The 24,409-nt window shown below is 64.4% G+C and carries 19 protein-coding genes; 9 read left to right on the forward strand and 10 right to left on the reverse strand.

The annotated features are described in order from the left end of the window. Window positions 1-13: 13 nt before the first annotated feature. Window positions 14-1,003: a glucokinase gene (locus ACHFB9_RS04215; RefSeq protein WP_417069731.1), complete on the reverse strand. Its 990-nt coding sequence runs from the start codon at window positions 1,001-1,003 to the stop codon at window positions 14-16. A 453-nt stretch (window positions 1,004-1,456) separates the two neighbouring features. On the opposite strand from ACHFB9_RS04215, the gene eda reads away from it, so the two are divergent. The 8 genes from eda to ACHFB9_RS04255 all read left to right on the forward strand — a co-directional run bounded on the left by eda (window position 1,457) and on the right by ACHFB9_RS04255 (window position 12,027). Beyond that, window positions 1,457-2,083 carry a bifunctional 4-hydroxy-2-oxoglutarate aldolase/2-dehydro-3-deoxy-phosphogluconate aldolase gene (gene eda, locus ACHFB9_RS04220; RefSeq protein ID WP_417069732.1) on the forward strand — a complete coding sequence of 209 codons (627 nt, stop codon included), beginning with the start codon at window positions 1,457-1,459 and terminating at the stop codon, window positions 2,081-2,083. A gap of 124 nt (window positions 2,084-2,207) precedes the next feature. Further along, complete coding sequence (locus ACHFB9_RS04225) at window positions 2,208-3,548, forward strand: maltoporin (protein WP_417069733.1); 1,341 nt, start codon at window positions 2,208-2,210, stop codon at window positions 3,546-3,548. 162 nt (window positions 3,549-3,710) lie between these two features. After that, window positions 3,711-4,808: an ABC transporter ATP-binding protein gene (locus ACHFB9_RS04230; protein ID WP_417069734.1), complete on the forward strand. Its 1,098-nt coding sequence runs from the start codon at window positions 3,711-3,713 to the stop codon at window positions 4,806-4,808. 143 nt (window positions 4,809-4,951) lie between these two features. Beyond that, window positions 4,952-6,151: a maltose/maltodextrin ABC transporter substrate-binding protein MalE gene (gene malE, locus ACHFB9_RS04235; protein WP_417069735.1), complete on the forward strand. Its 1,200-nt coding sequence runs from the start codon at window positions 4,952-4,954 to the stop codon at window positions 6,149-6,151. 173 nt (window positions 6,152-6,324) lie between these two features. Next, window positions 6,325-7,854 carry a maltose ABC transporter permease MalF gene (malF, locus tag ACHFB9_RS04240; RefSeq protein ID WP_417069736.1) on the forward strand — a complete coding sequence of 510 codons (1,530 nt, stop codon included), beginning with the start codon at window positions 6,325-6,327 and terminating at the stop codon, window positions 7,852-7,854. 84 nt (window positions 7,855-7,938) lie between these two features. After that, on the forward strand, window positions 7,939-8,850 hold the full coding sequence (gene malG / locus ACHFB9_RS04245; protein WP_417069737.1) for a maltose ABC transporter permease MalG: 912 nt from the start codon (window positions 7,939-7,941) through the stop codon (window positions 8,848-8,850). A gap of 403 nt (window positions 8,851-9,253) precedes the next feature. Then, complete coding sequence (locus ACHFB9_RS04250; protein ID WP_417069738.1) at window positions 9,254-10,141, forward strand: aldo/keto reductase; 888 nt, start codon at window positions 9,254-9,256, stop codon at window positions 10,139-10,141. Then, window positions 10,138-12,027 carry a glucokinase gene (locus tag ACHFB9_RS04255; protein ID WP_417069739.1) on the forward strand — a complete coding sequence of 630 codons (1,890 nt, stop codon included), beginning with the start codon at window positions 10,138-10,140 and terminating at the stop codon, window positions 12,025-12,027. The genes ACHFB9_RS04250 and ACHFB9_RS04255 overlap by 4 nt, the downstream gene beginning before the upstream one ends. Window positions 12,028-12,029: 2 nt before the next feature. On the opposite strand, the gene panC is transcribed toward ACHFB9_RS04255, so the two are convergent. The 9 genes from panC to ACHFB9_RS04300 form a co-directional block, all read right to left on the reverse strand. Beyond that, the gene (gene panC / locus ACHFB9_RS04260; protein WP_417069740.1) at window positions 12,030-12,854 is read right to left on the reverse strand and encodes a pantoate--beta-alanine ligase; all 825 of its coding nucleotides are present in this window, start codon (window positions 12,852-12,854) and stop codon (window positions 12,030-12,032) included. 26 nt (window positions 12,855-12,880) lie between these two features. Next, a complete protein-coding gene (locus tag ACHFB9_RS04265) occupies window positions 12,881-13,513 on the reverse strand; it encodes a LysE family translocator (protein ID WP_417069741.1) in 633 nt (210 codons plus the stop codon). A 13-nt stretch (window positions 13,514-13,526) separates the two neighbouring features. Beyond that, a complete protein-coding gene (locus tag ACHFB9_RS04270) occupies window positions 13,527-14,696 on the reverse strand; it encodes a M20 aminoacylase family protein (RefSeq protein ID WP_417071331.1) in 1,170 nt (389 codons plus the stop codon). 75 nt (window positions 14,697-14,771) lie between these two features. Beyond that, complete coding sequence (locus ACHFB9_RS04275; RefSeq protein ID WP_417069742.1) at window positions 14,772-14,936, reverse strand: hypothetical protein; 165 nt, start codon at window positions 14,934-14,936, stop codon at window positions 14,772-14,774. Between the two features lie 108 nt (window positions 14,937-15,044). Further along, window positions 15,045-16,247, reverse strand: coding sequence for an MFS transporter (locus ACHFB9_RS04280; protein ID WP_417069743.1), 1,203 nt, complete (start codon window positions 16,245-16,247; stop codon window positions 15,045-15,047). A gap of 5 nt (window positions 16,248-16,252) precedes the next feature. Next, window positions 16,253-17,158: a carbohydrate kinase family protein gene (locus ACHFB9_RS04285; RefSeq protein ID WP_417069744.1), complete on the reverse strand. Its 906-nt coding sequence runs from the start codon at window positions 17,156-17,158 to the stop codon at window positions 16,253-16,255. 17 nt (window positions 17,159-17,175) lie between these two features. After that, window positions 17,176-18,552, reverse strand: a complete 1,377-nt coding sequence (locus ACHFB9_RS04290; RefSeq protein WP_417069745.1) for an MATE family efflux transporter — start codon at window positions 18,550-18,552, stop codon at window positions 17,176-17,178. 116 nt (window positions 18,553-18,668) lie between these two features. Next, window positions 18,669-20,507 carry a maltodextrin glucosidase gene (malZ, locus tag ACHFB9_RS04295; RefSeq protein ID WP_417069746.1) on the reverse strand — a complete coding sequence of 613 codons (1,839 nt, stop codon included), beginning with the start codon at window positions 20,505-20,507 and terminating at the stop codon, window positions 18,669-18,671. Between the two features lie 258 nt (window positions 20,508-20,765). Next, window positions 20,766-22,709, reverse strand: a complete 1,944-nt coding sequence (locus ACHFB9_RS04300; protein ID WP_417069747.1) for a DUF1631 family protein — start codon at window positions 22,707-22,709, stop codon at window positions 20,766-20,768. Between the two features lie 251 nt (window positions 22,710-22,960). Between ACHFB9_RS04300 and ACHFB9_RS04305 the strand changes: the two genes are divergently transcribed. Beyond that, window positions 22,961-24,232, forward strand: coding sequence for a Glu/Leu/Phe/Val family dehydrogenase (locus ACHFB9_RS04305; RefSeq protein WP_417069748.1), 1,272 nt, complete (start codon window positions 22,961-22,963; stop codon window positions 24,230-24,232). Window positions 24,233-24,409 lie beyond the last annotated feature (177 nt).

The following is a 24,409-nucleotide window of genomic DNA, read 5'->3' on the forward strand; positions in this document are numbered from 1 at the left end:
GGTGACTCCTTTATTATCGATTCAGGGGGGGCTGGGCCAGTGCGCGATCAAGCGCCTCGGCGGCTCCGACCAGAGCCGGATAGGCCGAGTGGATCACATAAACCGGGACGGTCGCGAGGTAGTCACGGAAGCGTCCCTTGGCCTCGAAGCGTTCGCGGAAAGGCGTGCGGGCGAAAAGCTCACCGAAGCGCGGCACGATTCCGCCGCCGATGAATACGCCGCCCTTGGCTCCCAGCGTCAGTGCGAGGTTGCCCGCGATTGTGCCGAGCAGCGCGCAGAACATATTGATCGAGTCCAAGGCGAGCGAATCTTTTCCGCTCAGCGCGCCGTCGGTGATCGCTGGCGCGCCGAGGCCCGGGGAGGGGAGACCGCGCACCGCTGCCAGCGCTTCGTGAAGCGTGACGAGGCCGGGGCCGGAGATCAGCCGTTCGGCCGAGACGTGCGGATAGTGCTTGCCCACTTCGGCGATCACCGCGGCCTCTTCGGCCGTCGTGGCTGCGACTGTGGCGTGGCCGCCTTCGCCCGAGAGCGGGATGTAGCCGGTGGGCGAAGGGACGAGACCGGAGACGCCCAGACCCGTTCCCGGGCCGATCACGCCGATGCAGCCGCCTTTTTCCGCCTGGGTGCCGCCGATCTGGTCCAGCTCGTCCGCCGGCAGGTGGGGCAAGGACAGCGCCAGAGCTGTGAAGTCGTTGACGAAGACGAGGTGGGTGAAGCCCAGAGTCTTGCGCACCGCATCGATCGAGAAGGCCCAGGTGTGATTGGTCATCCGGATCCGGTCGCCGTCGATCGGGTTCGCGATGCCGATGCCGCCCGAGACCGGCCTGTCTCCGCCCACCTCTTTCAGATAGGCCTCGATCGCTTCGGCCGGACCTTCATACAGCGCGCCCGACAAGGTGCGGACGTCTTCGAGTGGACCACCCTGGCTGCGGATCAGGGCAAAGCGGGCATTCGTACCTCCGATATCGCCGAGCAGGCGGGGGTAGGTAGGAGCGGCTGGCATGGCTGGGAACCTCGGTTCGGTTGTGAGATGAGCCGGGCGCGGCGCCCGGATCCGTTTGCCCGTGCTGCTACAGATGTAACAGAGCCGCGGGCGACAAGGTCAAAAGTATACGAAGTAAAACTACAGAAGTCCAAGCTCAGCGGTGAACGAAGCGCGGGGCTTCGAGAAAAAGCAAGATAGTTTTTTTTGATGTAGTTGCGAGAAAGCAACATCATGAAACGGTTGTTCTGTGTGTATGTTGCTTGAAAATCAATGACTTACGAAAAAGCGTGGGGGTTTTTGCACGGAAGGGATCAATAACTTGTATTGCCCTATCAGGCTTTCCTTGTCTTTGGTTTGTAGGATTACTACAATCCGCCTCAAGTCGTAAGGCGACGAGACAGTTGCTTACAGAGCAGCGATCTGCTGGGGCTTACGACAGACTGGTTTTCTGAAACCGATACGGGAAGATCGATGAATCTGAAAGATGTCCTGCGCATGGGGCCGGTGATGCCGGTGATCGTGATTCACGATCTCGCACACGCCAAGCCTCTGGCAAAAGCCCTGTTCAAGGGCGGGATCAAGGTCTTCGAAGTGACGCTGCGCACCGATGTCGCGCTCGACGCGATCCGGATCATGCGCGATGCGGTTCCCGAGGCCATCGTCGGCGCGGGGACAGTCACCGGTCCGGATGAACTCGAAGCGGCGCTGGGCGCCGGCGCGATGTTCGCGGTGACACCGGGGCTGACCCGTGAGCTCGCTGAATCGGCGACCGGCCCGGCTCTGCCGCTGCTGCCTGGAGTCATGACCCCGGGAGAGCTGATGGCGGCCCGTGATCTCGGTTTCGATGCATTGAAGCTTTTCCCCGCTCGCGAGGCGGGCGGCGTCGGCATGTTGAGGGCGATGGCCGGGCCTTTCCCCGACGTGCTGTTCTGCCCGACCGGAGGTGTCACGCTGGAGACCGCGCCGAGCTATCTGGAGCTGCCGAACGTGGCCTGCGTCGGAGGAACCTGGCTGGCACCGGCCGACCGGATGGAGGCGGAGGATTGGGATGGAATTACGCGGCTTGCCGAGCAGGCGAGCGCGTTGAGAGTGAAGTAGTTGTCAGGCAGGAGGTGGACGCGCCCCGGATTCTTATGAGGGCGCGCCGCGGGTGGTAACGCGTATCGATGTTTTTTGTAAGGGCGGCCCAGGCCGCTATTGATAACCACAGGAGAGGTGACATATGAAAATCAAGCTCAGCGCAATCGCTGCCGCCGTCGCGGCTGCCACGCTGTCCATGGCTGCCGATGCGGCCACGATCGACTTCCATGGCTATGCGCGTAGCGGTATCGGCTCGTCCACGAAGGGCGGCTCGATGGTTTGCTACAACCTCGGCCCGGCGAACATGGGGCACTTCCGTCTCGGCAACGAGTGCGATACCTACCTCGAACTGCAGTTCGATTCGACCCTGGCTGAAAAGGCCGGTTCGCAGTTCAAGTTCCACACGATGCTGGCCGAAGGCACTCAGCAGACCAGCGACTGGGAAGAAACCTCGCCGGCCCTGCGTCAGCTCTGGGGTGAAGCGACCAACGTCGGTTCCGGTCCTCTTGCCAACGCCAGCCTGTGGGCCGGTAAGCGCTACTACAAGCGCCAAGACATCCACATGCTCGACATGTTCTACAACGAAGTTGCCGGTCCGGGTGCTGGTATCGAAGGCGTCGACGTCGGCGGAGTGGCCAAGTTCTCGTTCGCTTTGATGACCAAGTCGGAAGTGAACTGGCAGCGCGGTACGGCCAGCTATGCGCCGGACTATGCCAACACCGGTTCGAACGCGAACCGCAACTTCGACCTGCGCCTGGAAGGTCTCGCGCTGGGCGATAACTTCGGCTCGGCCGACTTCATCGCGAACATCATCTCGCAGAACAACCGCGCCAACTCTTCCGGCGTGGAACGCGACAACGAAGGTGGCTACGCGCTGACCGCTCAGCACACGATTGGCGTTCTCGGTGGCTTCAACCGCGCCGTGCTGCAGTATGCGAAGGACGGTGCGAACCTGAACGGTTCGGCTCGCATCCAGGGCTGGGATTACCCGGGTTGGACCTCGACGGCCGACTATAAGGGCTATCGCTTCCTTGATCACCTGGTCTTCGACTTCGGTGCGATCAACGGTTCGGCTGTCGTCGGCTACCAGGATGAGAAGTCGGATGCGGCCAACATCGACAACAAGACCTGGACCCTCGGCGTTCGCCCCTGGTACCACTTCAACGACCTGTACTCGGTTGGCACTGAAATCGGTCACGTTCAGGTCAAGCCGAAGAATGGCGAAACTGCCAAGCTGAACAAGGTCACGCTGGCCGCCCAGATCGCTCCCGGAAAGGGCTTCTGGACCCGTCCTTCGCTGCGCGCCTACTACACGTATGCCAAGTGGAACGACGCGGCGAACTCCGGTTCGAACATCTGGAATGCTGGCATGGGCAACGTTGCCTGTACCGGTCGTGACTGCGGCGTGTCGATCGATTCGACCGACATCAAGGGCAAGACCAGCGGCAGCACCTACGGTGTCCAGATGGAAGCCTGGTGGTAAGAGTTGTTCGGCTCGGTTGAGCTGATCTGAGCTGTACCGCTCCCCGGAGTCCGCTCCGGGGAGTTTTCCTGAATACGAAGCGGATGCGTGAAGCATCCAGGGCCCGCGCAGTGCGCGGATCGGGTTCGCGTTGCGAACCCCAGCAAGCGGAGAAGAAGTTTCATGGCTGGTCTGGTACTCAAGGGCATCAAGAAGTCGTTCGGCGAAGTCCAAACGCTCCACGGCATTGATCTCGAGATCAAGGACGGGGAGTTCGTGGTGTTCGTCGGTCCGTCCGGCTGTGGCAAGTCGACTCTGCTCCGTTCGATCGCCGGTCTCGAAGACATCACGGCGGGAGACCTTTTCATCGGGGGCAAGCGCGTCAATGACGAGCCTCCGTCCAAGCGCGGTGTGGCGATGGTGTTCCAGAGCTACGCGCTCTATCCGCACATGAGCGTGCGCGAGAACATGGCTTTTGCGCTGAAGTTGGCGGGCGCCTCGAAGGAAGAGACGGCCGAAGCGGTCGACCGCGCGGCGAAGATCCTGCAGATCGAACCGCTGCTCGAACGCAAACCCAAGGCTCTGTCCGGTGGTCAGCGTCAGCGCGTCGCGATCGGTCGCGCGATCGTTCGCAAACCCGAAGTTTTCCTGTTCGACGAACCGCTCTCGAACCTCGATGCCGCGCTGCGCGTGCAGATGCGCGTCGAGCTCTCGAAGCTGCACGGCGAACTCAAGTCGACGATGGTCTATGTGACCCACGACCAGGTGGAAGCGATGACGCTCGCCAACCGGATCGTGGTTCTTTCCGCTGGGCGCATCGAGCAGGTTGGCGCGCCGCTGGAACTCTATAACCGTCCGGCCAACCTGTTCGTTGCCGGCTTCATCGGCTCGCCGAAGATGAACTTCGTCTCCGGCACGCTGGTCAGCGCCGAAGAGAAATTCGCGCAGGTCAAGCTCAAGGGCGGCGCGGTCGTCAAGGCAGCGGTCGATGCCCGCGACATCAAACCGGGCGAAGCCGTCACGTTTGGTGTGCGTCCCGAACACATCACTGTCGATGTCGAACCGGGTGACAGCACGATGGCCGGCCGCGTCCAGGTCGTCGAACGCCTCGGCGACACGACCTATGTCTATATGGAAGTCGCCGGTTGCGATGTTCCGTTTGTCGTCCGGGCTCCGGGCGAGAAGACGGCCAAGATCGGCGAGAACATCGTTGTCGGCATGCCTGCCGCGCGGTGTTATGTGTTTGCTCAGGATGGGAAGGCCTGCCCGGTGACCTGGTAACAGGCCAGCAAGACAATAAAAGAGCGGTATAGAAAATCTTCCTTCGGCGTCATGCGTAAGAATGAAGTGTCGACCGCGCGCCTGCCCAGGGCAGAGCGAGTGGCCTGGCGATCATGGGGTGGACCAATACAAGGAGATGAAGTATGCAAGTTGGTAATCAAGTGAAGCTGTTTGCCGCCTCGGCGGTGATCGCTCTGTCGGGCGTCATGAGCGCTCCGGTGCAGGCTGCGGAACACGGCAAGCTGCTGATCTGGATCAACGGCGACAAGTGCTACAACGGCTGGGCTAAGGTTGGTCAGGAGTTCACGAAGAAGACCGGCGTTTCCGTCGCTGTCGAACACCCTGAAGACGCTCCGGGCAAGTTCCAGCAAGCCGCTGCTGCCGGCAAGGGTCCTGACATCTGGATCTGGGCGCACGACCGTATCGGCGAATGGATCGCCGGTGGCCTGCTGCAACCGCTGACCCCGAGCAAGAAGGCGAAAGCCGCGATCGACAACCTGGGCTGGTCCGCCTTCTCGGTCGGTGGCAAGACCTGGGGCTATCCGCTCGCGATCGAAGCTGTCCACCTGATCTACAACAAGGATCTGGTCAAGACTGCTCCGAAGTCCTTCGACGAAATCATCGCCCTGGACAAGAAGCTGTCCGCCCAAGGCAAGAAGGCCATCCTGTGGGACTACACCAACACCTACTTCACCTGGCCTCTGCTGGCTGCCAATGGCGGCTATGCGTTCAAGCTCAAGGCTGACGGCACCTACGACGCGAACGACACCGGCGTGAACAACAAGGGTGCGATTCAAGGCGCGACGCTGCTGGCCAACATGATCAAGAACGGCCAGATGCCCAAGGGCGCGTCCTACGCCGACATGGAAGCCGGTGTGAACCAGGGCAAGATCGCGATGATGATCAACGGACCGTGGGCCTGGGACAACCTGAAGAAGTCCAAGATCAACTTCGGTACTGCTCCGATTCCCAAGATCGGCAACAAGGCGGGCGCTCCGTTCGTCGGTGTGATCGGCGCGATGGTCAACAAGGCCAGCCCGAACAAGGAACTGGCGGTTGAATTCATCGAGAACTACATGCTGGCGCAAAAGGGTCTGAAGACCTGTAACGCCGATGTGGCGATGGGTGTGCCGGCAGACAAGGCCTTCTACAAGGAACTGTCCGCTGACGCGAACATCAAGGCGGTCATGGAATCGGCCAAGAACGGCAAGCCGATGCCGAACAACCCCGAGATGGGCCGCTTCTGGGCTTCGATGGCTTCCTCGCTGCAGAACATCACGCAGGGTCGCCAACAACCCAAGGAAGGTCTTGACGCCGCTGCCAAGCGCATCGTCAACAAGTAAGTCTGTAGCAAAGGCGGGCGCGCGTCGCCCGCCGAAGTCTGCCCGCGGCAACCATGCGTCCTGCGTGTGGTTGCCGTATGCGGTTCATAGCTGTTTTCAATCGGGTTTCCGCGACGTTTCTTCTCCCGCGCATTGCCGGACGTCCGTGGAGGCTCCCTTGTAGGGGAAGTGTCGTGATCGACCGTCTGACCAAATGGATAGGTCCGGCCTTGCTGGCGCTGGTGGCGCTCTCGGGCCTGTATCTGGTTTTTCTGCTCTATGTTTCGGGGCAGACGATCGTTGCGGGGGCCTGCCTCGTGATCGTGGCGCTGGCGCTGATCGTTTTTCTGCATCCCAGGCTGTATGCCTATCGTTACCTCTTTCCGGGCGCTGCCGGTGCCCTGATCTTCGTCGTGTTCCCGATGGTCTATACGATCGCGATCGGATTCACGAACTACAGTTCCAAGAACCTGCTTGAATTCGATCGGGCCAGGCAGTACCTGCTCGACGACACCTATCAGGCCGAGGGCGGCTCCTTCACGATGAGCCTGCACCCGGACGGTGCCGAATACCGGATCCAGCTCACCAACGAAGATGAAACCCAGCACTTCGTGACCGAGCCGCAAGGTCTCAAGTCCCAGAACAAGATCGTTCTGAAGGCCCAGCCTCTGGCCGATGCCCATGTCGAACTGCGCGATCCGCTCGAACTGCGCGACATCATTCGCATGAGCGACAACATCAAGAGCATCAAGATCGAGCTCCCCAACGGGGTCATGCTCTCCTCGTCCGGGCTGCGCGAATTCGCGCCGGTGCACAAGCTGTGGGCCGAGAACAAGGATGGCTCTCTGACCAACAAGCAGACCGGTGTCGTGATCCGCCCGAACTTCAAGGACGGATTCTATGAAACCGCTGCGGGGGAACAGATCCAGCCGGGCTTCAAGGTCTTCGTCGGTGGCGATCACTTCAAGCGCATCCTCTCCGATGAGTCGATTCGTCAGCCTTTCTTCCGCATCTTTGTCTGGAACGTCGTCTTCTCGCTCGCCTCGGTGCTGTGCACCGCATCGCTGGGCATGTTCCTCGCCGTGCTGCTGAACTGGGAAGCGCTGCGTTTCCGTAGCGTCTACCGGATGTTCCTGTTCCTGCCCTACGCGGTGCCGGGCTTCATCTCGATCCTGGTCTTCCGCGGGCTGTTCAACGCGAACTTCGGCGAAATCAACCTGATCCTGAACGGGGTTTTCGGCATCCGCCCGCAGTGGTTCACCGACCCGACGCTGGCCAAGCTGATGCTGATCATCGTGAACACCTGGCTGGGCTATCCGTACATGATGGTTTTGAGCCAGGGCCTGATCAAGTCGATTCCGGCCGACCTCTATGAGGCTTCGGCTCTGGCCGGCGCGGGTCCGCTGACCAACTTCTTCAAGATCACGATGCCGCTGATCCTGAAGCCGCTGATGCCGTTGCTGATTTCGAGCTTCGCATTCAACTTCAACAACTTCGTGCTGATCAGCCTCTTGACCAACGGGCGGCCCGACTTCCTCGATACGAAGCTTCCGGCCGGTACGACCGATCTGCTGGTGTCCTATACGTATCGTCTGGCTTTCGCGGACTCCGGACAGCAGTTCGGCCTCGCGGCGGCGATCTCGACGGTGATCTTCGTGCTGGTCGCGATCCTGTCCATCGTCAATTTGCGCCTGACCAAGGTGAACGCGGTCGAAGCGCGTTGAGAAAAGACGCCGGCCGGGCTGAGCCCGGCCGGAATCGAAAGTTTGTTCGGCCCGCTTCGCGGGAGTCGAAATACGGAGTAAGAAATGGCAATCGTTCTGGACAAGTCGCACCGTTGGCGTACCTTTCTGGCCCACGTCGGCCTGATCGCCTTCGTGGCCATCTGCATGTTCCCCTTCCTGATGATCATCTCGATCTCGCTGCGCCCGGGTAACTTCGCGGTCCTCGGCGGGGATTCGCTGTGGTCCAACCTGATGCCGAAGACGATCAGTCTCGAACACTGGAAGTCGGCGCTCGGGATCGCTTATCAGGACGAGACCGGCAAGCTGATCCTGCCGCCTTTCCCGGTTCTGCTGTGGCTGTGGAACTCGATCAAGATCGCGCTGATCTCGGCCTGTATCGCGGTGCTGCTGTCGACGACCGCGGCCTATGCCTTCGCGCGGATGAAGTTCGCCGGCAAGAAGCACTGGATGACGGCGCTGCTGCTGATGCAGATGTTCCCGACGGTGCTGGCGCTGATCGCGATCTATGCGATCTTCGACTACCTGGGAACCTATGTGAAATGGCTCGGTGTCGATAGCCACTGGAGTGTGATCCTCGCCTACGCGGGCGGTATCGCGCTGCACGTCTGGACGATCAAGGGCTACTACGACACGATTCCGGTCGAGATCGAAGAAGCCGCGGTCGTCGATGGGGCGACCCACTGGCAGGCGTTCAAGTATGTGCTGCTGCCGATGGCTGTGCCTATCCTGATGGTCGTTTTCCTGCTCGCCTTCATCGGTTCGATCATCGAATATCCGGTCGCCTCGGTTCTGCTGCACCAGGAGAGCAACCTGACCCTCGCCGTCGGCTCCAAGCTCTTCCTGTATGAGCAAAAGTATCTGTGGGGCGACTTCGCAGCCGCAGCGGTGCTGTCCGGCTTGCCGATCACGTTTGTCTTCCTGCTCGCCCAGCGCTGGATGGTTTCCGGTCTGACCGCAGGCGGCGTCAAGGGCTGATCGAGCTGACGATCCTCCGACGAGCGGCAGGCTCGCTCCTGCTGCCGGACGGAGGCATCCAATATAATGTTTTGGCAGGGGAGGAGGGGGCGATGAAGAGTGCCTTTTTGACCGGAAGATGCCTGGCAAATCCGGCTTCGATGCGGTGGCCGCATCGCGCGTCCTTCCCTTACTGAAACGGGTCCGGACGGATTGTTCGCGGGGATTGCCTGAGCCGCGCAATCCGTAACGCGCAGCAATTCCGACGCCCGTCCCCTTTCTGGACGGGCGTCGTTTTATCGGTCACACGCATCGAGGTCAGTATGAAACGTTCCATCCTGGGCTTGCTCATCGCCGCCGCGCTTTGCTCCGTCGGGGCCTTCGCCGGCGGCGAGCCCGGTCGCGTCTGTTTTGAGACAAAGCGATGAGCGCCGTCAAAAACGGAGCTCTGGCGCGCTTTTCGCGGATCGCTCTGGGAACCTGGCGGGTTCTCGAATGGAAGATGCGGCCGACCGAGCTGGCGGCCTATCTGCAGAGCTGCCAGGAGCTGGGCATTTCGACGCTGGACAGCGCCGACATCTATTCGGATTACCTCTGCGAATCCGTGCTCGGCGAAGCGCTGGCTCATGCGCCCCAGCTCAGGCACAGCCTGCAGTTCGTCAGCAAGTGTGGGATAAGGCTCACCTCGCCGCGCCATCCCGATGTCCGCGTCAAGCACTACGACACTTCGCGCGCCTATATCCAGGCCCAGGTCGACGGGAGCCTGCGCGCGCTGGGTATCGAGCGTCTCGATCTGCTGCTGATCCATCGCCCCGATCCGCTGATGGATGCTGACGAGGTGGCCGAGGCCTTCTGTGCGCTGAAGCAGTCCGGAAAAGTGCTCGCGTTCGGCGTCTCGAATTTCGCACCGCGCCAGCTCGAGCTGCTGCAGTCGCGTCTGCCCTTCGCGCTGGTCGCGAACCAGATCGAGTGTTCGCTGCTGAAATCCGATCCGCTCTTCGATGGAAGCCTCGATCAGTGCCAGAGGATGAGGATGATGCCGATGGCTTGGTCGCCGCTGGGCGGAGGACGCCTTCCGGCAACCGGCGGAGCGCTCGGTGACGCTCTGCTCCGGATCGGCCGCGAGCTGGGGCTGTCCTCCGAACAGCTCGCTCTGGCCTGGTTGCTCAGGCATCCGGCCGGCATCGTTCCGGTGGTCGGAACCGGGCGCCTCGACCGGATCGAAGCGGCCGCGCAGGTGATGAAAGTTGAACTCGATCGCCAGGCCTGGTTCTCGCTGCTCGAAGCCGCACAGGGTCATCCCGTTCCATGACGGCCAGCAAGGCAATTCCGGTCGTCGCTCCCGTCCCTGAAGCGCTGCTCGATGCCAGTCGTCAGGCCTATCGCGATGGTCCGCGCCTGCTGGCCGACGTCGGGGCGACCAATGCGCGCTTCACGCTGGAGAGCGCGCCCGGGCGCTTCGAAGCGATCGAAGTGCTGCACTGCGACGACTATGCGGATCTCGGCGCGGCGATCCAGGCCTATCTCGCGAAGGTCGGAATTGCGCGCGTTGCCCATGCCGGCATCGCGATCGCGAATCCGATCGGCGGCGACTGGATCCGGATGACCAACCGGAACTGGGCTTTCTCGATTGAGGAGACGCGCGAGCGCCTCGACTTCTCGACCTTCCTGGTCGTCAATGACTTCACCGCGCTGGCGATGTCCTTGCGTTATCTGGGCGAGGATCAGCGCTATCAGGTCGGAGGTGGCGAGCCTCAGCCCAACTCGGTGATCGGGGTGCTCGGTCCGGGCACCGGCCTCGGTGTGTCGGCCCTGATCCCGACCGCGGACCGTTGGGTGACCCTGGGCTCGGAAGGCGGCCATGTCAGTTTCGCGCCCAACGACGACCGCGAGCTCTACATCCTGCAGTACTGCTGGCGCAATCATCCGCACGTCTCGGGCGAACGCCTGATCTCCGGGCCGGGGATCGAGCTCGCCTACCGCGCTCTGTCCGAGCGGGCCTGCGTGCGGGCCTTGCCGCTCACCGCGCGCGATGTCGTCGATGCGGCGCTGAACGGATCGGATCCGGTCTGCGTTGAGACTCTCGACTGCTTCTGCGCGATGCTCGGAACGGTCGCGTCTAACCTCGCGGTCACGCTCGGCGCTCTGGGCGGGATCTACATCGGCGGCGGCATCGTGCCGCGCCTGGGCGAGCGCTTCCTGCACTCGCCTTTTCGCGAGCGCTTCGAGAGCAAGGGGCGCTTCGCGGACTACCTGGCGAAGATCCCAACCTATGTGATCACGACGCCTTATCCGGCTTTTCACGGAGTCTCGGCGATCCTCTCCGACACGCTGCGCGGGCGCAGCAGCGAGAGCGCGCTGATCGAGAAGGTCCGCGGCGCTCGGCCGTCGCTATCGAAAGCCGAGCAGCGCGTCGCCGACCTGATCCTGACCCGGCCGCGCACGGTGCTGAACGATCCGATCATCGAGATCGCCCGCAATGCGAAGGTCAGTCAGCCGACCGTGATCCGCTTCTGCCGTTCGCTGGGTTTCCAGGGACTCTCCGAATTCAAGCTCAAGCTCGCGTCCGGTCTGACCGGCACGATCCCGGTCCGCCACAGCCAGGTTCGCCACGGCGACACGACTCCGGACGTCAGCGCCAAAGTCATCGAAAACACCGCCTCGGCCTTGTTGAGGCTTCGCGACACCGTCAATGTCACGGCGATCGAAGAGGCGACCCGTCTGCTTGTCGATGCGCAGCGGATCGACTTCTATGCCCGCGGCAATGCTGCAGTCGTCGCGCTGGACGGGCAGCTCAAGTTCTTTCGCTTCGGCACTCCGACCGCAAGCTACTCCGATCCTCTGCTGCAGAGGCAGTCCGCTTCGTTGCTCAGGAGCGGCGATGTCGCATTCGTGATCTCGAACAGTGGCGATGCGCCCAGCCTGCTCGAAGCGGCCGGGTTTGCGCGCGCGGCCGGGGCTTCGGTGATCGCGATCACCGCGCAGCACAGTCCGCTCGCCGCGCTCGCGACCGTGACCATTGGCATCGATGCACCCGAGAACAGCCAGGGCTACTCGACGATGCTCTCGCGTATCCTGCAGCTCGCCGTCATCGACATGCTGGCGGTCGGCGTCGCGCTGAACCGCAATCCGCAGTCGCCCGAACAGGCGCTGATCGAACTCGCGGCCCAGGACTCCGACGCCCCCCCGGCGGTCTGAAATCAGATCTCGATGTTGTCGATCAGCCGCGTTGTGCCGATCTTCGCCGCGGCGAGCACGACCAGCGCGTCGCCGGCATCGGGAGCTTGCAGGTCGCTGCGGCGGCGGATCGCGATGTAGTCGGGCTGCCAACCGGCGGCGGCGAGATGGGCGCTCGCGGCTTTCTCGAGCCGGGCGAAATCCCGTTCGCCACCGCGCACGGCCGCCGCAAGTGCGGCGAGTTCGCGCTGCAGGCGCGGCGCTTCGGCGCGCGCGGCCGCGGACAGATAGCCGTTGCGCGAGGAGAGCGCGAGGCCGTCTTCGGCGCGAACGATCTCGCAGCCGATGATCTCGATCGGCAGGCACAGTTCGCTGACCATGTTGCGGAGCACCATCAGCTGCTGATAGTCCTTCTTGCCGAACAGCGCGACATCGGGCTGGACGATGTTGAAGAGCTTGCAGACGACGGTCGCAGCGCCGCGGAAATGGCCTGGACGCGTCGCACCTTCGAGGATTCCGTCGTGGGCCGCCGATGGCGTCACGAAATAGCTCTGCGGCGTCGGATAGAGCTCGGACTCGGCGGGCGCGAAGACGTGATCGACGCCGGCGGCCTGCAGCCGGGCGCAGTCGGCTTCCAGAGTGCGCGGGTAGGTATCGAAGTCTTCGTTCGGACCGAACTGGGTGCGGTTGACGAAGATGCTCGCGACGACGGTGTCGGCGTGCTTTGCTCCTTCGCGCATCAGGCTGGCGTGGCCTTCGTGCAGGTTGCCCATCGTCGGCGCGAATGCGACGCGGGTGCGGGAGGAGAGAGCCTGACGAAGGCTCTGGATGGTGCTGTGAATCTGCATGATTTTTTCTTTAGTGGAGAAACGCCTCAGCGCAGATCGCTGAAGGCAAGTTTGAGGCCAAGCGCGATGAAAAGCCCGCCGGTGATCCGGTCCAGCCACAGCGCGAAACGCTCGCGGCCGCGCAGCCAGGCGCCGATCCGGTTGGCTCCGATCGCGATCAGCGCGAAGCAGAGGGTCGAGCAGACGGCGAAGACAAGGCCTAGCACGAGGATCTGCAGCGGCGCGGGCCAGGCGCCGGGGACGACGAACTGGGGAAGGAAGGCGAGGAAGAACAGCGCGACCTTGGGGTTGATCGCATTGGCGATCAGGCCGCGCCGGAAATAGGGTTTGAAGCCGTTGTCCGTGCCTGTCGGCTGTGGCCGGTTCAGACTCACCCCCCGGCTGCGCAGGGCCTGAATGCCCATCCAGGTGAGGTAGGCCGCGCCACTGTACTGGAGCATGTGAAAGGCGAGCGGGGACGCGGCGATCAGCGCCGAGATCCCGAGCGCGGCGAGCAGCGTGTGGTTCAGGCAGCCGGCGGCGCAGCCGATCGCGAAACCCAGGCTCTCGCGGCGTCCGCGCGAGACGCCCAGCGCGAGCACGCCGAGGTTGTCGGGGCCGGGCGCGAAAGCGAGCAGCAGCGCGACGGGGATGAAGGTCAGAAGCGTATGGGCGTGCATCGGGGCTCCTGGCTCAGGCCACCGGAAGGGCGGTTTCGACCAGTCTGACCCAGTAGCTCGCCCCCAGGGTCAGGATCGCGTCGTTGAAATCGTAGGTGCTGCTGTGCAGGCTGCGGCCACCTTCCGATGGCCCGTTGCCGATCCAGACGTAACAGGCGGGCCGCTGTTCGGCGAAGAACGAGAAATCCTCGGCCGCCATGCTCGGTTTGGCATCGCGCAGCACCGCATCGGCGCCGGCGACGCGGCTCGCGGCGAGCAGGCAGAGCCTGGCCTCCTCGGCGCTGTTGATCGTCGGAGGGTAGCCACGGCGGTAGTCGAATTCGGCTCTCAATCCGTGGGACTGGGCGATGCCGGCCACGACCCGGCTCATCCCGGCTTCGATCTCGTCGCGGGTCGCGTTAGACAGCGCACGGACCGTGCCGATCAGCGTCGCGCGGTCCGGGATCACGTTGTAAGCCTCGCCGGCGTGGAACTGGGTCACCGACAGCACGGCTGGGTCCAGCGGATTGCGCGAGCGGGTAATCACGGTCTGCAGAGCCTGGACGAGCGAGGCGCCAGCCGTGACCGGATCCAGACTGAGGTGGGGCATCGCGGCGTGGGCGCCGCGCCCGAAGAGCCGGATCTCCCAGTAGTCGGAGCTCGCCATGACCGGTCCGGGCATCACCGCGAAAGTGCCGGCGGCGAGGCCCGGCCAGTTGTGCATGCCGAAGGCGCGATCGAAGGGGAAACGTTCGAGCAGGCCGTCGCGGAGCATCGCCGCGGATCCACCTTCGCCTTCTTCGGCGGGCTGGAAGATCAGCACGACCGTGCCGTCGAAATCGCGGTGTCGGGCGAGGTATTCGGCGGCGCCGAGCAGCATCGTTGTGTGGCCATCGTGGCCGCAGGCGTGCATCTGCCCGGGGTGACAGGAGAGGTGGGCGAAATCGTTGCGTTCGGTGATCGGCAGCGCATCCATGTCGGCGCGCAGCGCGATGCTGCGCTGGCTGCTTCCCGCTTTGAGGATGCCGACCACGCCGGTGCCGCCGATGCCGCGGTGCGTCTCTATGCCCAGCGCTTCGAGATGGCGGGCCACGAGTTCGCTGGTGCGCGCTTCCTGCCAGGCCAGTTCGGGGTTCGCGTGCAGGTCGCGGCGGATGGCCGTCAGCGCGTGCTCGCGCTGACGGATGGCCTCGATGACGTCCAAATCCTTGCCTCGTTTGCTCACTGACAAGCCTGTCAGTCTACCTCAGGCTCGTTCCAGCGTCGAAGCGGGGTCGCGTCAGCGCGGCAGGCGCAGCCGGTTTTCCTCGTACTGGGCGAGCAGGCCCCAGCGACGGCCCCGGCGGCGAACGACGTCCAGCATCGCGAGCGAGCGCAGCGTGGCGGGGCAGTCGAAGTAGTGCGGGAAGAAGCTGGCTGCGGCGAAGCGGGCGATGCGGCTCATGAGCTGACTCCTACAGGGAAAGGGCTGTCGATCCGAATAGTGTATCAATGTACAGTATTCGTCAACGCTTCTTTCACGGCCCGAATGTCCGCCCCGCGCGACAGCGACTCAGCCGGCGTTCTGTCCGGGCTCCTCGGCAAGCTTTGCTGCCGGGCTCTTGCTCTCCCGGCTCGCGCGCAGCGCGATGGGGCTGAGCAGCGCGACCAGTGCGGCGAAGACGGCGACGACCAGCAGGCCTTTGTCCAACCCCCAGCGGTGCGCGATCAGGCCGATCAGCGGCGGCCCCGCCATGAAGCCCAGATAGCCGCAGGACGACACCGCGGCGATACCCCGGGCCGGCGTGATGCCGGGAACCCGGGCGGCGGACGAGAACAGCACCGGGATCATGTTCGCGAAGCCGACGCCGACCAACGCGAAGCCGACCAGCGCCGCGACCGGGTGGCCGATTGCCAACGTTGCGGCCATCGCCAGTGCGGCCAGCGCGCTCGACAGGACCAGGGTCTTTTCGGCGCCGAAGCGCGCGCGGATCGCATCGCCGCCGAAGCGGGCCAGCGCCATCGCGGCCGAGAAGCTGCCGTAGGCGAGCGCGGCGAGCGCCTGCGGACTTTCCAGCGTCTTCGCGAGGTAGAGCGTGCTCCAGTCGTACATCGCGCCTTCGCCGACCAGGCCTAACGCGGCAAGCAGGCCGATCAGCAGGATGACCGGAGGTGGCAGGCGCAAGCCTGAAGAACTTTGCCCGGGGGAGTGGGTGGCCTCGGTCGGGAGCATGTAGCGGCTGGCGACCGCGATCGCCGCATAGGACATGCAACTGGCGGTGATCAGGTGGAGCAGCGGTGGCACGCCGGTCAGTGCGACGAGGCTGCCGATTCCAGCGCCGGCCAGCCCGCCGAGGCTGAAGAAGCCGTGGAAGGAGGACATGATCGGGCGACCGTAGGCGTGCTCGACCGCAACCGCTTCGGCGTTCATCGCAACGTCGAAGGAACCGGTTGCGAGACCGAAGACGAAGAGCAGCGCGGTGAGCGCCGCATAGCCGGGCATCAGCAGCAGCACCGCCAGAGGCAGGGCCAGCGCGAAGCCCGCGCCGAGCACAACCGGGCGGGTGCCATGGCGGGCAACCCAGGCGCCGACCCGGGTCAGGCCGATCAGCGCACCGATGCTGCTCGCGAGCATCAGCCAGGCGAGCTCAGCCTCCGTGAGACCGAAAAGCTGCTTGACGGTCGGGATATGGACGCCCCAGCTCGCGAAGAGCAGACCGCAGATGAAGAAATGGGTCCGGGAGGCAAGGCGGGCGGCGTGCGGGGGAGTTCTCATGTTTTTCAGCGTCCGTGACGGGAGATCAGATCGGCGAAGTCGGCGGCATTGGCGAGACCGTTCGAGGCGCCGCTCTCGCCGATCTTCCAGCCCGCGTAGAGCATGGCCCGCGACAGCGCGGTTCGAGCGTCGAGTCCGCGCAGGCTCTGGTCGAGAAAGGCGGCGAAGAGCGCGTCTCCGGCACCGACGGTGTTGAGGATGGCGCGCGGTGCGATCGCCTGGCCGTGGAAGAGTTCGCGCCCGCGCTCGGAGAGCAGAGCACCCTCCGCCCCCATGCCGATCACGATGATGCGCGGATCGAAACGCCGCCTCAGCTCGACGATCGCCTCGTGTGGCGGGCAGGGCAGCCTCTCGTGCGACAGGAACAGGATGTCGGCGGCGGCGATGAAGTCGCGGTTGTAGCCATCGTCGAAATCGGCCAGCACATGGACGTCGGTCGCGATCGGGATGGCCCGCGCGCGGGCCTCATCGAGCAGCGGGCGCGCGAAGTTGATGTTGCAGATCACCGCCAGCTCGGCGTTCGAGAGCAGTGGCGCGGTGAGTTCCCCCGGGTATTCGCTGCCCTGCAGATCCTTGAGGTCACAGTGGGCCTGGCGGCTGCCATCGGGGGCGACGAGGATCACCGACTGCGAAGTCTCCGTCGTCGTCCGGGCGACGAAGCCGGACGCGAGGCCCAGGCGGGGCAGTGCCGCGAGCATCCGCTCTCCGGCTTCGTCGGGGCCGATCAGCGTTGCGAGCCTCGCCTGATGGCCCAGCTTCGCCAGCGCGATCGCGAGGTTCAGTCCGACGCCCGAGTGCATCTCGGTGATGCCATGAAACGGGAAGGCGACCGGATAATAGTGAAGCGGAAAGCCTTCTATCTTCAGGTTGGTCTCTCTCGTGTAGAGGCCGGCAATGGCGATTGCGGACATTTCGATCCTTCCGTGGTTCAGGCCGCGGTGCTGCTGCGGCAGAGGAGGCGGCGGCGGGTCTGGCGCGCGAACGGAACCCAGGCGTGGAGGATCCAGCGCAGATACATTGCGATCGCGCGTATCCATTCGTCGGCGGCCATGCCTATCCAGGCGCCGAGCAGGCCCCAGCCCATCTGGATGCCGAGCAGCCAGGCGAGCCCCACTTCGGCGCCGAACATCGAGAAAGCGCCGAACACGACCGGAAAGCGTACGTCTCCGGTGCCGCGCAGCGAGTTGATGACGACCATGTTGAAGACCCGGCCCGTCTCGAGCGCGATGAAGAGCCAGAGCACGGTGCAGCCGCTCCGGATGATCTCCGGATCGCTCGTGAAGAGCCGCATCAGCCTGGGGCCTTCGAGCGCAGCGAGGCTGGCGCTGAGGATCGCCGCGGCAAAACCCCAGACGAGCGCGCGACGGACCAGGCGGTTGGCCGCATGCAGCGCTCCGGCGCCGACCAGGTGGCCGACGACGATCTCGGCGCCGAAACCGATCGCGGCGGCGCTCAGCGCGACGAACTGCGAGATCTGCAGCAGATAGGTGTGGGTCGCCAGCGCGGTGGTGCCCATCGTCGCGATGAAGGAGAGGTTCCAGGTGAAGGCGGTCCGGTAGGCGACGTTCTCGCCCGCTCCGGGCAGACCGATCCTCATCATCTCAACGAGGGGTTTGGGCGAAATCCACCACCAGTCGCGCCAACGGGGGCGGATGCCCAGGTGCCTGCGCCAGAGCCAGAGGCTCAGGATGAGGCCGGCGAGGCGGGCGAGCAGGAAGGCGATGCCGATGCCGATCAGGCCCAGGCGGGGCAGGCCCAGCCAGCCGAAGATCAGCGGCAGGCCCAGGATCAGCGACAGCGCGTGGACCACGAGCATCTGGTTCAGCGTGTCGCGCGTGAAGGTATAGGCGCGCAGCACTGAGGCGAGCGTCGTGTTCAGAGAGTCGATGAGCAGAACGAGGCTCAGGATCATCAGGTAGGGCTTTGCCTCTGGTCTGAGCTCTTCGGGCAATTTGAGCAGCGAGAGCAGAGCGTCGGCGCTGCTGGCGACCAGAACGGCCAGCGCGAGGCCCAGCCAGCTCGCCGCAGCCAAGCTGGCGCGGGCGATCCGTGCTGCCGACTCGCGGTCGCCCGCGCCCAGATACTGGGTGACCACGACCGATGCGCCGATTCCGACGACGCGGAACAGGAACAGGAAGAAACCGAACAACTGGTTGCTCAGACCGAAGGCGGCAGCGGTCGCATCGGAGATCCGGGAAGTCACCGTGACAAAGATCAGACCGACGATCGCGAGCAACAGCTGCTCGGCGTAGATCGGCCAGCTGATCGCAAAGAGGCGGGGGCGGATGACTGAGAGTTTGGGCACTTCAGACCGTGATTTCGAGTTGCTTGTTCGCGATGGAGTGGATGGGTTTGTGTATCAGAGCGCAAGACCGCAAGGCGGTGAAGAGCCTGGCTTGCGCTCTGATAGGCGATGCGCGGCTAGGCCGACTTGTCCTCGCCGAGGATCGCGACGGCGCTGCGCGCCGGCACGATCACGGTGACCCAGCCCTCTTCGCTGACCAGCGCATCCTCCGCGGCCGCGACCCAGTTTGCTCGCTTGAGCGGCAGCTTCCAGACCGGGATGCGGATCGCGCAGGCTTGCGCGCTGCGGTTCAATGCATAAAGAGATGCCGCTCTGTCGGTGAAGCGGGCGAATGCGAAAGTGTCCTTCTCGGTCAGCAGGGCCAGATAGGCGCCGTGGCGCAGCTCCTCGCGCGCCTTGCGCAAGGCGATCGAGGCTTTGTAGTGCTCGAACAGATCGCGGTTCCAGTGGCTCGCTTCCCAGTCGAAACAGCGCCGGCAATCGGGGTCCTGGCCGCCTTCAAGGCCGATCTCATCGCCGTAGTAGATCGAGGGCACGCCCGGGTAGGCGAACTGCAGCGTGACGGCGAGCTTCATCGCATCGGTGTCGCCGCCGACCAGCGTGAAAAAGCGCGCGGTGTCGTGGCTGTCGAGCAGGTTGAACTGGGTCAGCTGGTTCGCATAGGGAATGCGGCCGCGGGCCGAGTCGAGCCAGGCCGAGAATTCGGCCGTCGAGAGATTCGCCGGCTCGTAGGCAATGTCGGTGCCGGCCAGCCACTCGCGAACCGGGTGAGCGAAGCCGTAATAGTTCATCGCGCCATCTTCCTGATCGCCCTGCAGCCAGCTCGTTGCCTCGTTGAAGTGCTCGCCAAGCACATAGGCTTCAGGGTTCTCCTCGCGCAGCGCGCGACGGAACTCGCGGACATAGTGCGCGTTGTTCGTCGAACCCGAGCCTTCGCCGAGCATGTGGATCACATCGAAACGCCAGCCGTCTATCGAGTAGGGCGCATGCATCCAGTGGCGCAGCACCGAATCGGGGCCACCGTAGATCTGCTCGCGCAGCCCTTCCGAGCGGTAATCGAGTACCGGCAGCGATGCGTGGCCTTTCCAGCCGTGGTTGTGGCCGGCCTCGTCGAAGTAGTACCAGTCGCGCCACGGTGAGGCCTCGGAGTGGGCTGCACCTTCGCTCGTGTGACGTTTGTACAGGTTGAACCAGGGGTGGTTCGTTCCGGTGTGGTTGACGACCGCGTCGAGGATCAGGCGCATGCCGCGGCACTTCAGGTCGGACGAGAGCGCGGCGAGCGCTTCGTTGCCGCCCAGGTGCGGATCGACCTGGTAATAGTCTTCGGTGTCGTACTTGTGGTTACTGCCCGACGTGAAGACCGGGTTCAGATAGACCGCGGTGATGCCCAGCTGTTTTTGCAGGTAGTCGAGCTGACGGCGCACGCCGATCAGATCGCCGCCGTAGAACTCGGTGGCCGGCAGATCCGGGTTGATCGCCTCGCCCCAGCGCTTGGCGACGACAGGCATCCGGCCGCTGCCATAGGTGTATTCGCCGCTTCTGACCTGCAGCGCGGGGTCGCCCTGGCAGAAGCGGTCGGGGAAGATCTGGTAGAAAACCTGGTCGCGGACCCAGCGCGGCGGCAGGGTGCTGCGGTTGATCCGGAACATCACGTCGCGGTGCGGCACGCGCTCGTGCAGACCGTCGCCGGCGAGCCAGCTCTGGCGGCCGTTTTCGATGACCTTGAAGGCGTAGAGGGTCGGCTCGTTGCCCGTGTCCCAGGGAACTTCGGCGATGAAGCGGTGCAGTCCGGCTTCGCGGCCGGCGAGCTTCATGTCGATGAACAGCGCCTCGTTGTCCGGTTCGCACCTGACCTGAACCCGCAGCGCTTCGCTGCGCTCGGCGAGCAACACGACCTTGAAGCCGTTCTTGCCGGGGATCAGCCAGGGTTCTATCTGGGGGTGAAGGAGGAACATCGGGGGACTCCTGTTGTGGTCAGGGTTCCAATCTAGGTCCGGCGCGCACCGCCGTCATCGGCGCCGACGGTGGAATCGCCGGGGTTGAAAGCGGAGGGGAGAGGGGGTTGAGCCGGGGTTGATGCCGGAAGGGAGGGGCGCCAGAAAGAGGTAGTCTTCACGCAGAGCGGGGATCTGCGAATTCCCGCCTCCGCTCTGCGTGGGACCGGCTTTGGTTTTAAGCCTGTCGCCCCCGTGCAGGAGGGGGCCTGTGTCGGATCAGTTGCCCGTGCGGGCGAGGCGGAGGGCGTGGGCGGCGGCGCGCTCGAAGAGCGGGCTCTGGGCCAGGTTCATCGCCTGTCCGCTGCTCCACTGCTGGATCAGCGCGCGCGCGGTGATCGCCAGCACGCCCTGCTGGTCGGGATCGACGAGCAGGAAAACCTGACGGCTCTTGCTGATCGCTCCGAGGCAACCGCGCACGCGGCGCTGATCGGGGAGTGCGATCTCGATCCAGCTGCCGGTGGACAGCGCTGTGACCGCCTCGGAGGGCGGGGTTTCGCGCTCGACTCCTCCGCCGAGCTTGAGCACGCGCAGGCCCGAGACTTCGGGCAGAGCGGCGAGTTCAAGCTCGGCGTGACCGGGGATGGAAGGGAGGGCTTCCGGAACGGGTCTGCCGCGCAGTGCAGCCGCGTGCAGATCCATGCAGGGCGCGAGCAGCGCGTCGCGAACCGTCTTTTCATAGCCCAGCTCGTCGAGTCCGGAGTGCATTCGGCTGAGCAGACCGGGCAGCAGCTGGATCAGCTGTCGCCGCGATTCGGGGTCGGCTTTCGGCTGCACGCTCCACAGCAGGCGGTCGGCGACCATCAGCCGGGTACGCCACTCGACGCTTTTCTCGCCGCATTCGACCAGGGTACGGGTCAGCACCCGGATCCAGTGTTGCTCAAGGAAGTCGCGGACCGCAGTCGGCGGTTGATCCGAGCACAGCGCGCGCAACGCGCGGGCGGCGAAGCGCAGGCAGAGTTCTTCGCGTTCGATCCGGTTCGCCGCCTCCTGAAAACCGGCCGCTCGCTGTTGCGCGATCCTCTGGCGGTTCGGGGTCAGTTCGAGCAGAGCGCTCAACTGTTCGATGAAGATGCCGGAGTCGCGCTGGAATCCGTGCTGTATCTGCATTGCAGCTTCGTCGAGCGCGCGGCAGACCGGGTGGGTCGCCGGCGCGTCGGCGGCGAGGCCTATCGTTGCGTCGGCCATCGCGTCGAGCAGGCGGCGCGCCGGGTGGCGGGGATCCTTCAGCAGCCGTTCGTCGGTCAGCGCGAGCTTGAGCAGGGGAATGCGCAGCCGGGCGATCGCCTGACGGGCCGCCAGAGGAAGGTGGGGCAGAGAGATCTCGATTTCGAAGACCCGCTCGATCGCATCGACAGCGGTTCGCGCTTCGGGCGAGAGCAGGGCGCCGAGCTCGCTGCCGATCAGACGGCCGGACACGTTGTCTTGCGCTCCCGCGGATTGCTGTTCGTCGAGCCAGACCAGCACGCGGTCGAGCAGCGCGGCCGCGAGTTCGGGCGCGATCTGTCCGGTCTGGCGGGGCGAGCCCTGGCGGGTCAGCAGCGCACGCTGGAGTTCGACGATGCTGCCGCCGGTGGCACTGGCGGTCTCGCCGAGAAAGCTGTTCTGGATTTCGCGCGCGCTCGGTTCGGGCTCGGCCCGGGTCAGCGAACGTGGCGAGACGCCGGCCGTTTCAAGCAGACGGTTCAGTCGCATGTAGAGCTGGACGAGGCGGTTGCCCAGCGCGGGTTCCATGCGTTCGAGCAGGGTCAGCCGTTCATTCGGTCCCAAGCCCGCGCCTTCGACGAGCCCGCGGATGCCGCAGCAGACCGTCTCCGGGCCGACCGGGATCTGCTCCTTGGCGACGTCGCTCTGTCCCAGCAGACTCATGTAGCGCAGGTGCAGCCTGCCCAGTTCGCCTTCGCTGCGTTCCCTGAGCCTTCGGGCGAAGTCGGACAGGCGGATCGAGAACTCCAGATCCTCCTCGTGCACGAGGCTGATCCTCGATGCGGTCAGTCCCCTGGCCTGTTCGAAACCGCGTCTGTCCTTGAGCCCGGCCAGCTCGTCATGGCTCTCGGCTGCGGACCGGCGCAGCTCGGCAAGCGCATCTTCCATCGTGAAGCCCTGCTCGCGCGCGAAATCGCTGAGCGTGTCGAGCAGCGCGCTGCGGCAGCTGGCCAGCACGCTGGAGGGCGAATCAGGCGAGGATCTGGATGGAGACGAGGACGGAGCCATGGTCTTGGGGCCGGTTGGCGGCGACGCGGTGAGGATATTCTGACTATAACCCAGTGCGACTCCCGAGTCGGGCGCGGCTTTGCAACACTTCGTCGCGCGGGAAAGCGGCGCCGCGTCTGACTTGAGGGACAATGCGGCATGGCCGAGCGGAGGATCCCGCGCGGCGGATTTCATCACCATCACAAATGGCGGAAACAATCATGAGTGGACTTTCCTATGTCTCGCGTTCGAACGCGGGGCCCTGGACGACCTACCTGGCCCAGGTGGAGCGGGTGCTGCCCTATCTGGGGCGGCTGGAGCGTTGGGCCGAAACGCTGCGCCGGCCCAAGCGCGCGCTGATCGTCGACATCCCGGTCGAGATGGACGATGGCCGGATCGAGCATTTCGAGGGCTATCGTGTCCAGCACAACCTCTCCCGCGGTCCGGGCAAGGGCGGCGTGCGCTTTCACCCCGACGTGACGCTCGAAGAAGTGATGGCGCTGTCGGCGTGGATGACGGTCAAGAACGCTGCGGTCAATCTGCCTTATGGCGGAGCGAAGGGCGGAATCCGCGTCGATCCGAAAAAGCTCTCGCGCAAGGAGCTCGAAAAGGTCACCCGCCGCTACACCAGCGAGATCGGTCTGATCATCGGGCCGGACAAGGACATTCCGGCGCCGGACGTCAATACGAACGGCCAGATCATGGCCTGGATGATGGACACCTATTCGATGAACATCGGCGCGACCGCGACCGGTGTCGTGACTGGCAAGCCGATCGAACTGGGCGGCTCGCTGGGGCGCTTCAAGTCGACCGGGCGGGGCGTGTTTGTCGTCGGGCGCGAGATCGCGCAGCGCATGGATCTCGCGATCTCCGGTGCGCGGGTTGCGGTTCAAGGCTTCGGCAACGTCGGCAGCGCGGCGGCCGAGCTGTTTGCGAAGTACGGCGCGAAGATCGTCGCAGTCCAGGACCACTCCGGGACTGTCTATAACCCGGCCGGGATCGCGATCGAGGATCTGTATGCCGCGGTTCAGCGCGATGGAGGTATTGCCGACTGTGCCGGTGCCGAGCGGATCGCCGATGAAGACTTCTGGGATATCGAAACCGAGTTCCTGGTTCCCGCTGCGTTGGAGAGCCAGATCGATGCGGCGCGGGCGCGCCGGATCAAGACCCGCGTGATCCTCGAAGGAGCGAACGGTCCGACCCTGCCCGAGGCGGATGACATCCTCGCCGAGCGGGGAATCGTTGTCGTTCCCGACGTGATCGCGAATGCCGGTGGGGTGACCGTGTCCTACTTCGAGTGGGTTCAGGACATCGCGAGCTTCTTCTGGACCGAGGACGAGATCAACAAGCGTCTGGATCGCATCATGATCGAGGCTTTTGCGAAGGTCTGGGAGACCGCCCAGCAGCATGGCATCACGCTGCGCACCGCGGCCTATGTCGTGGCCTGCACGCGGATCCTGTCCGCGCGCGAGGATCGCGGCCTCTACCCCTGATCTTTGTCCACCCCTCCAGGCTTGACGCGCGCGGCCCGGCTGACCGATGCCGGGCCGCGCGTTTCGTTGCGCGGAAGACGCAGCGCGGAGCGCGCGTCCGACGATTTCACGTTTGTTTTGTTCCCGCCGCGAGGGGGCGGAGATAGGCTCCGTCTTTACATTTTTTTTCAACTCCCT

This window comes from Niveibacterium terrae (genome assembly GCF_048213115.1).
Classification (GTDB): Bacteria; Pseudomonadota; Gammaproteobacteria; order Burkholderiales; family Rhodocyclaceae; genus Niveibacterium; species Niveibacterium terrae.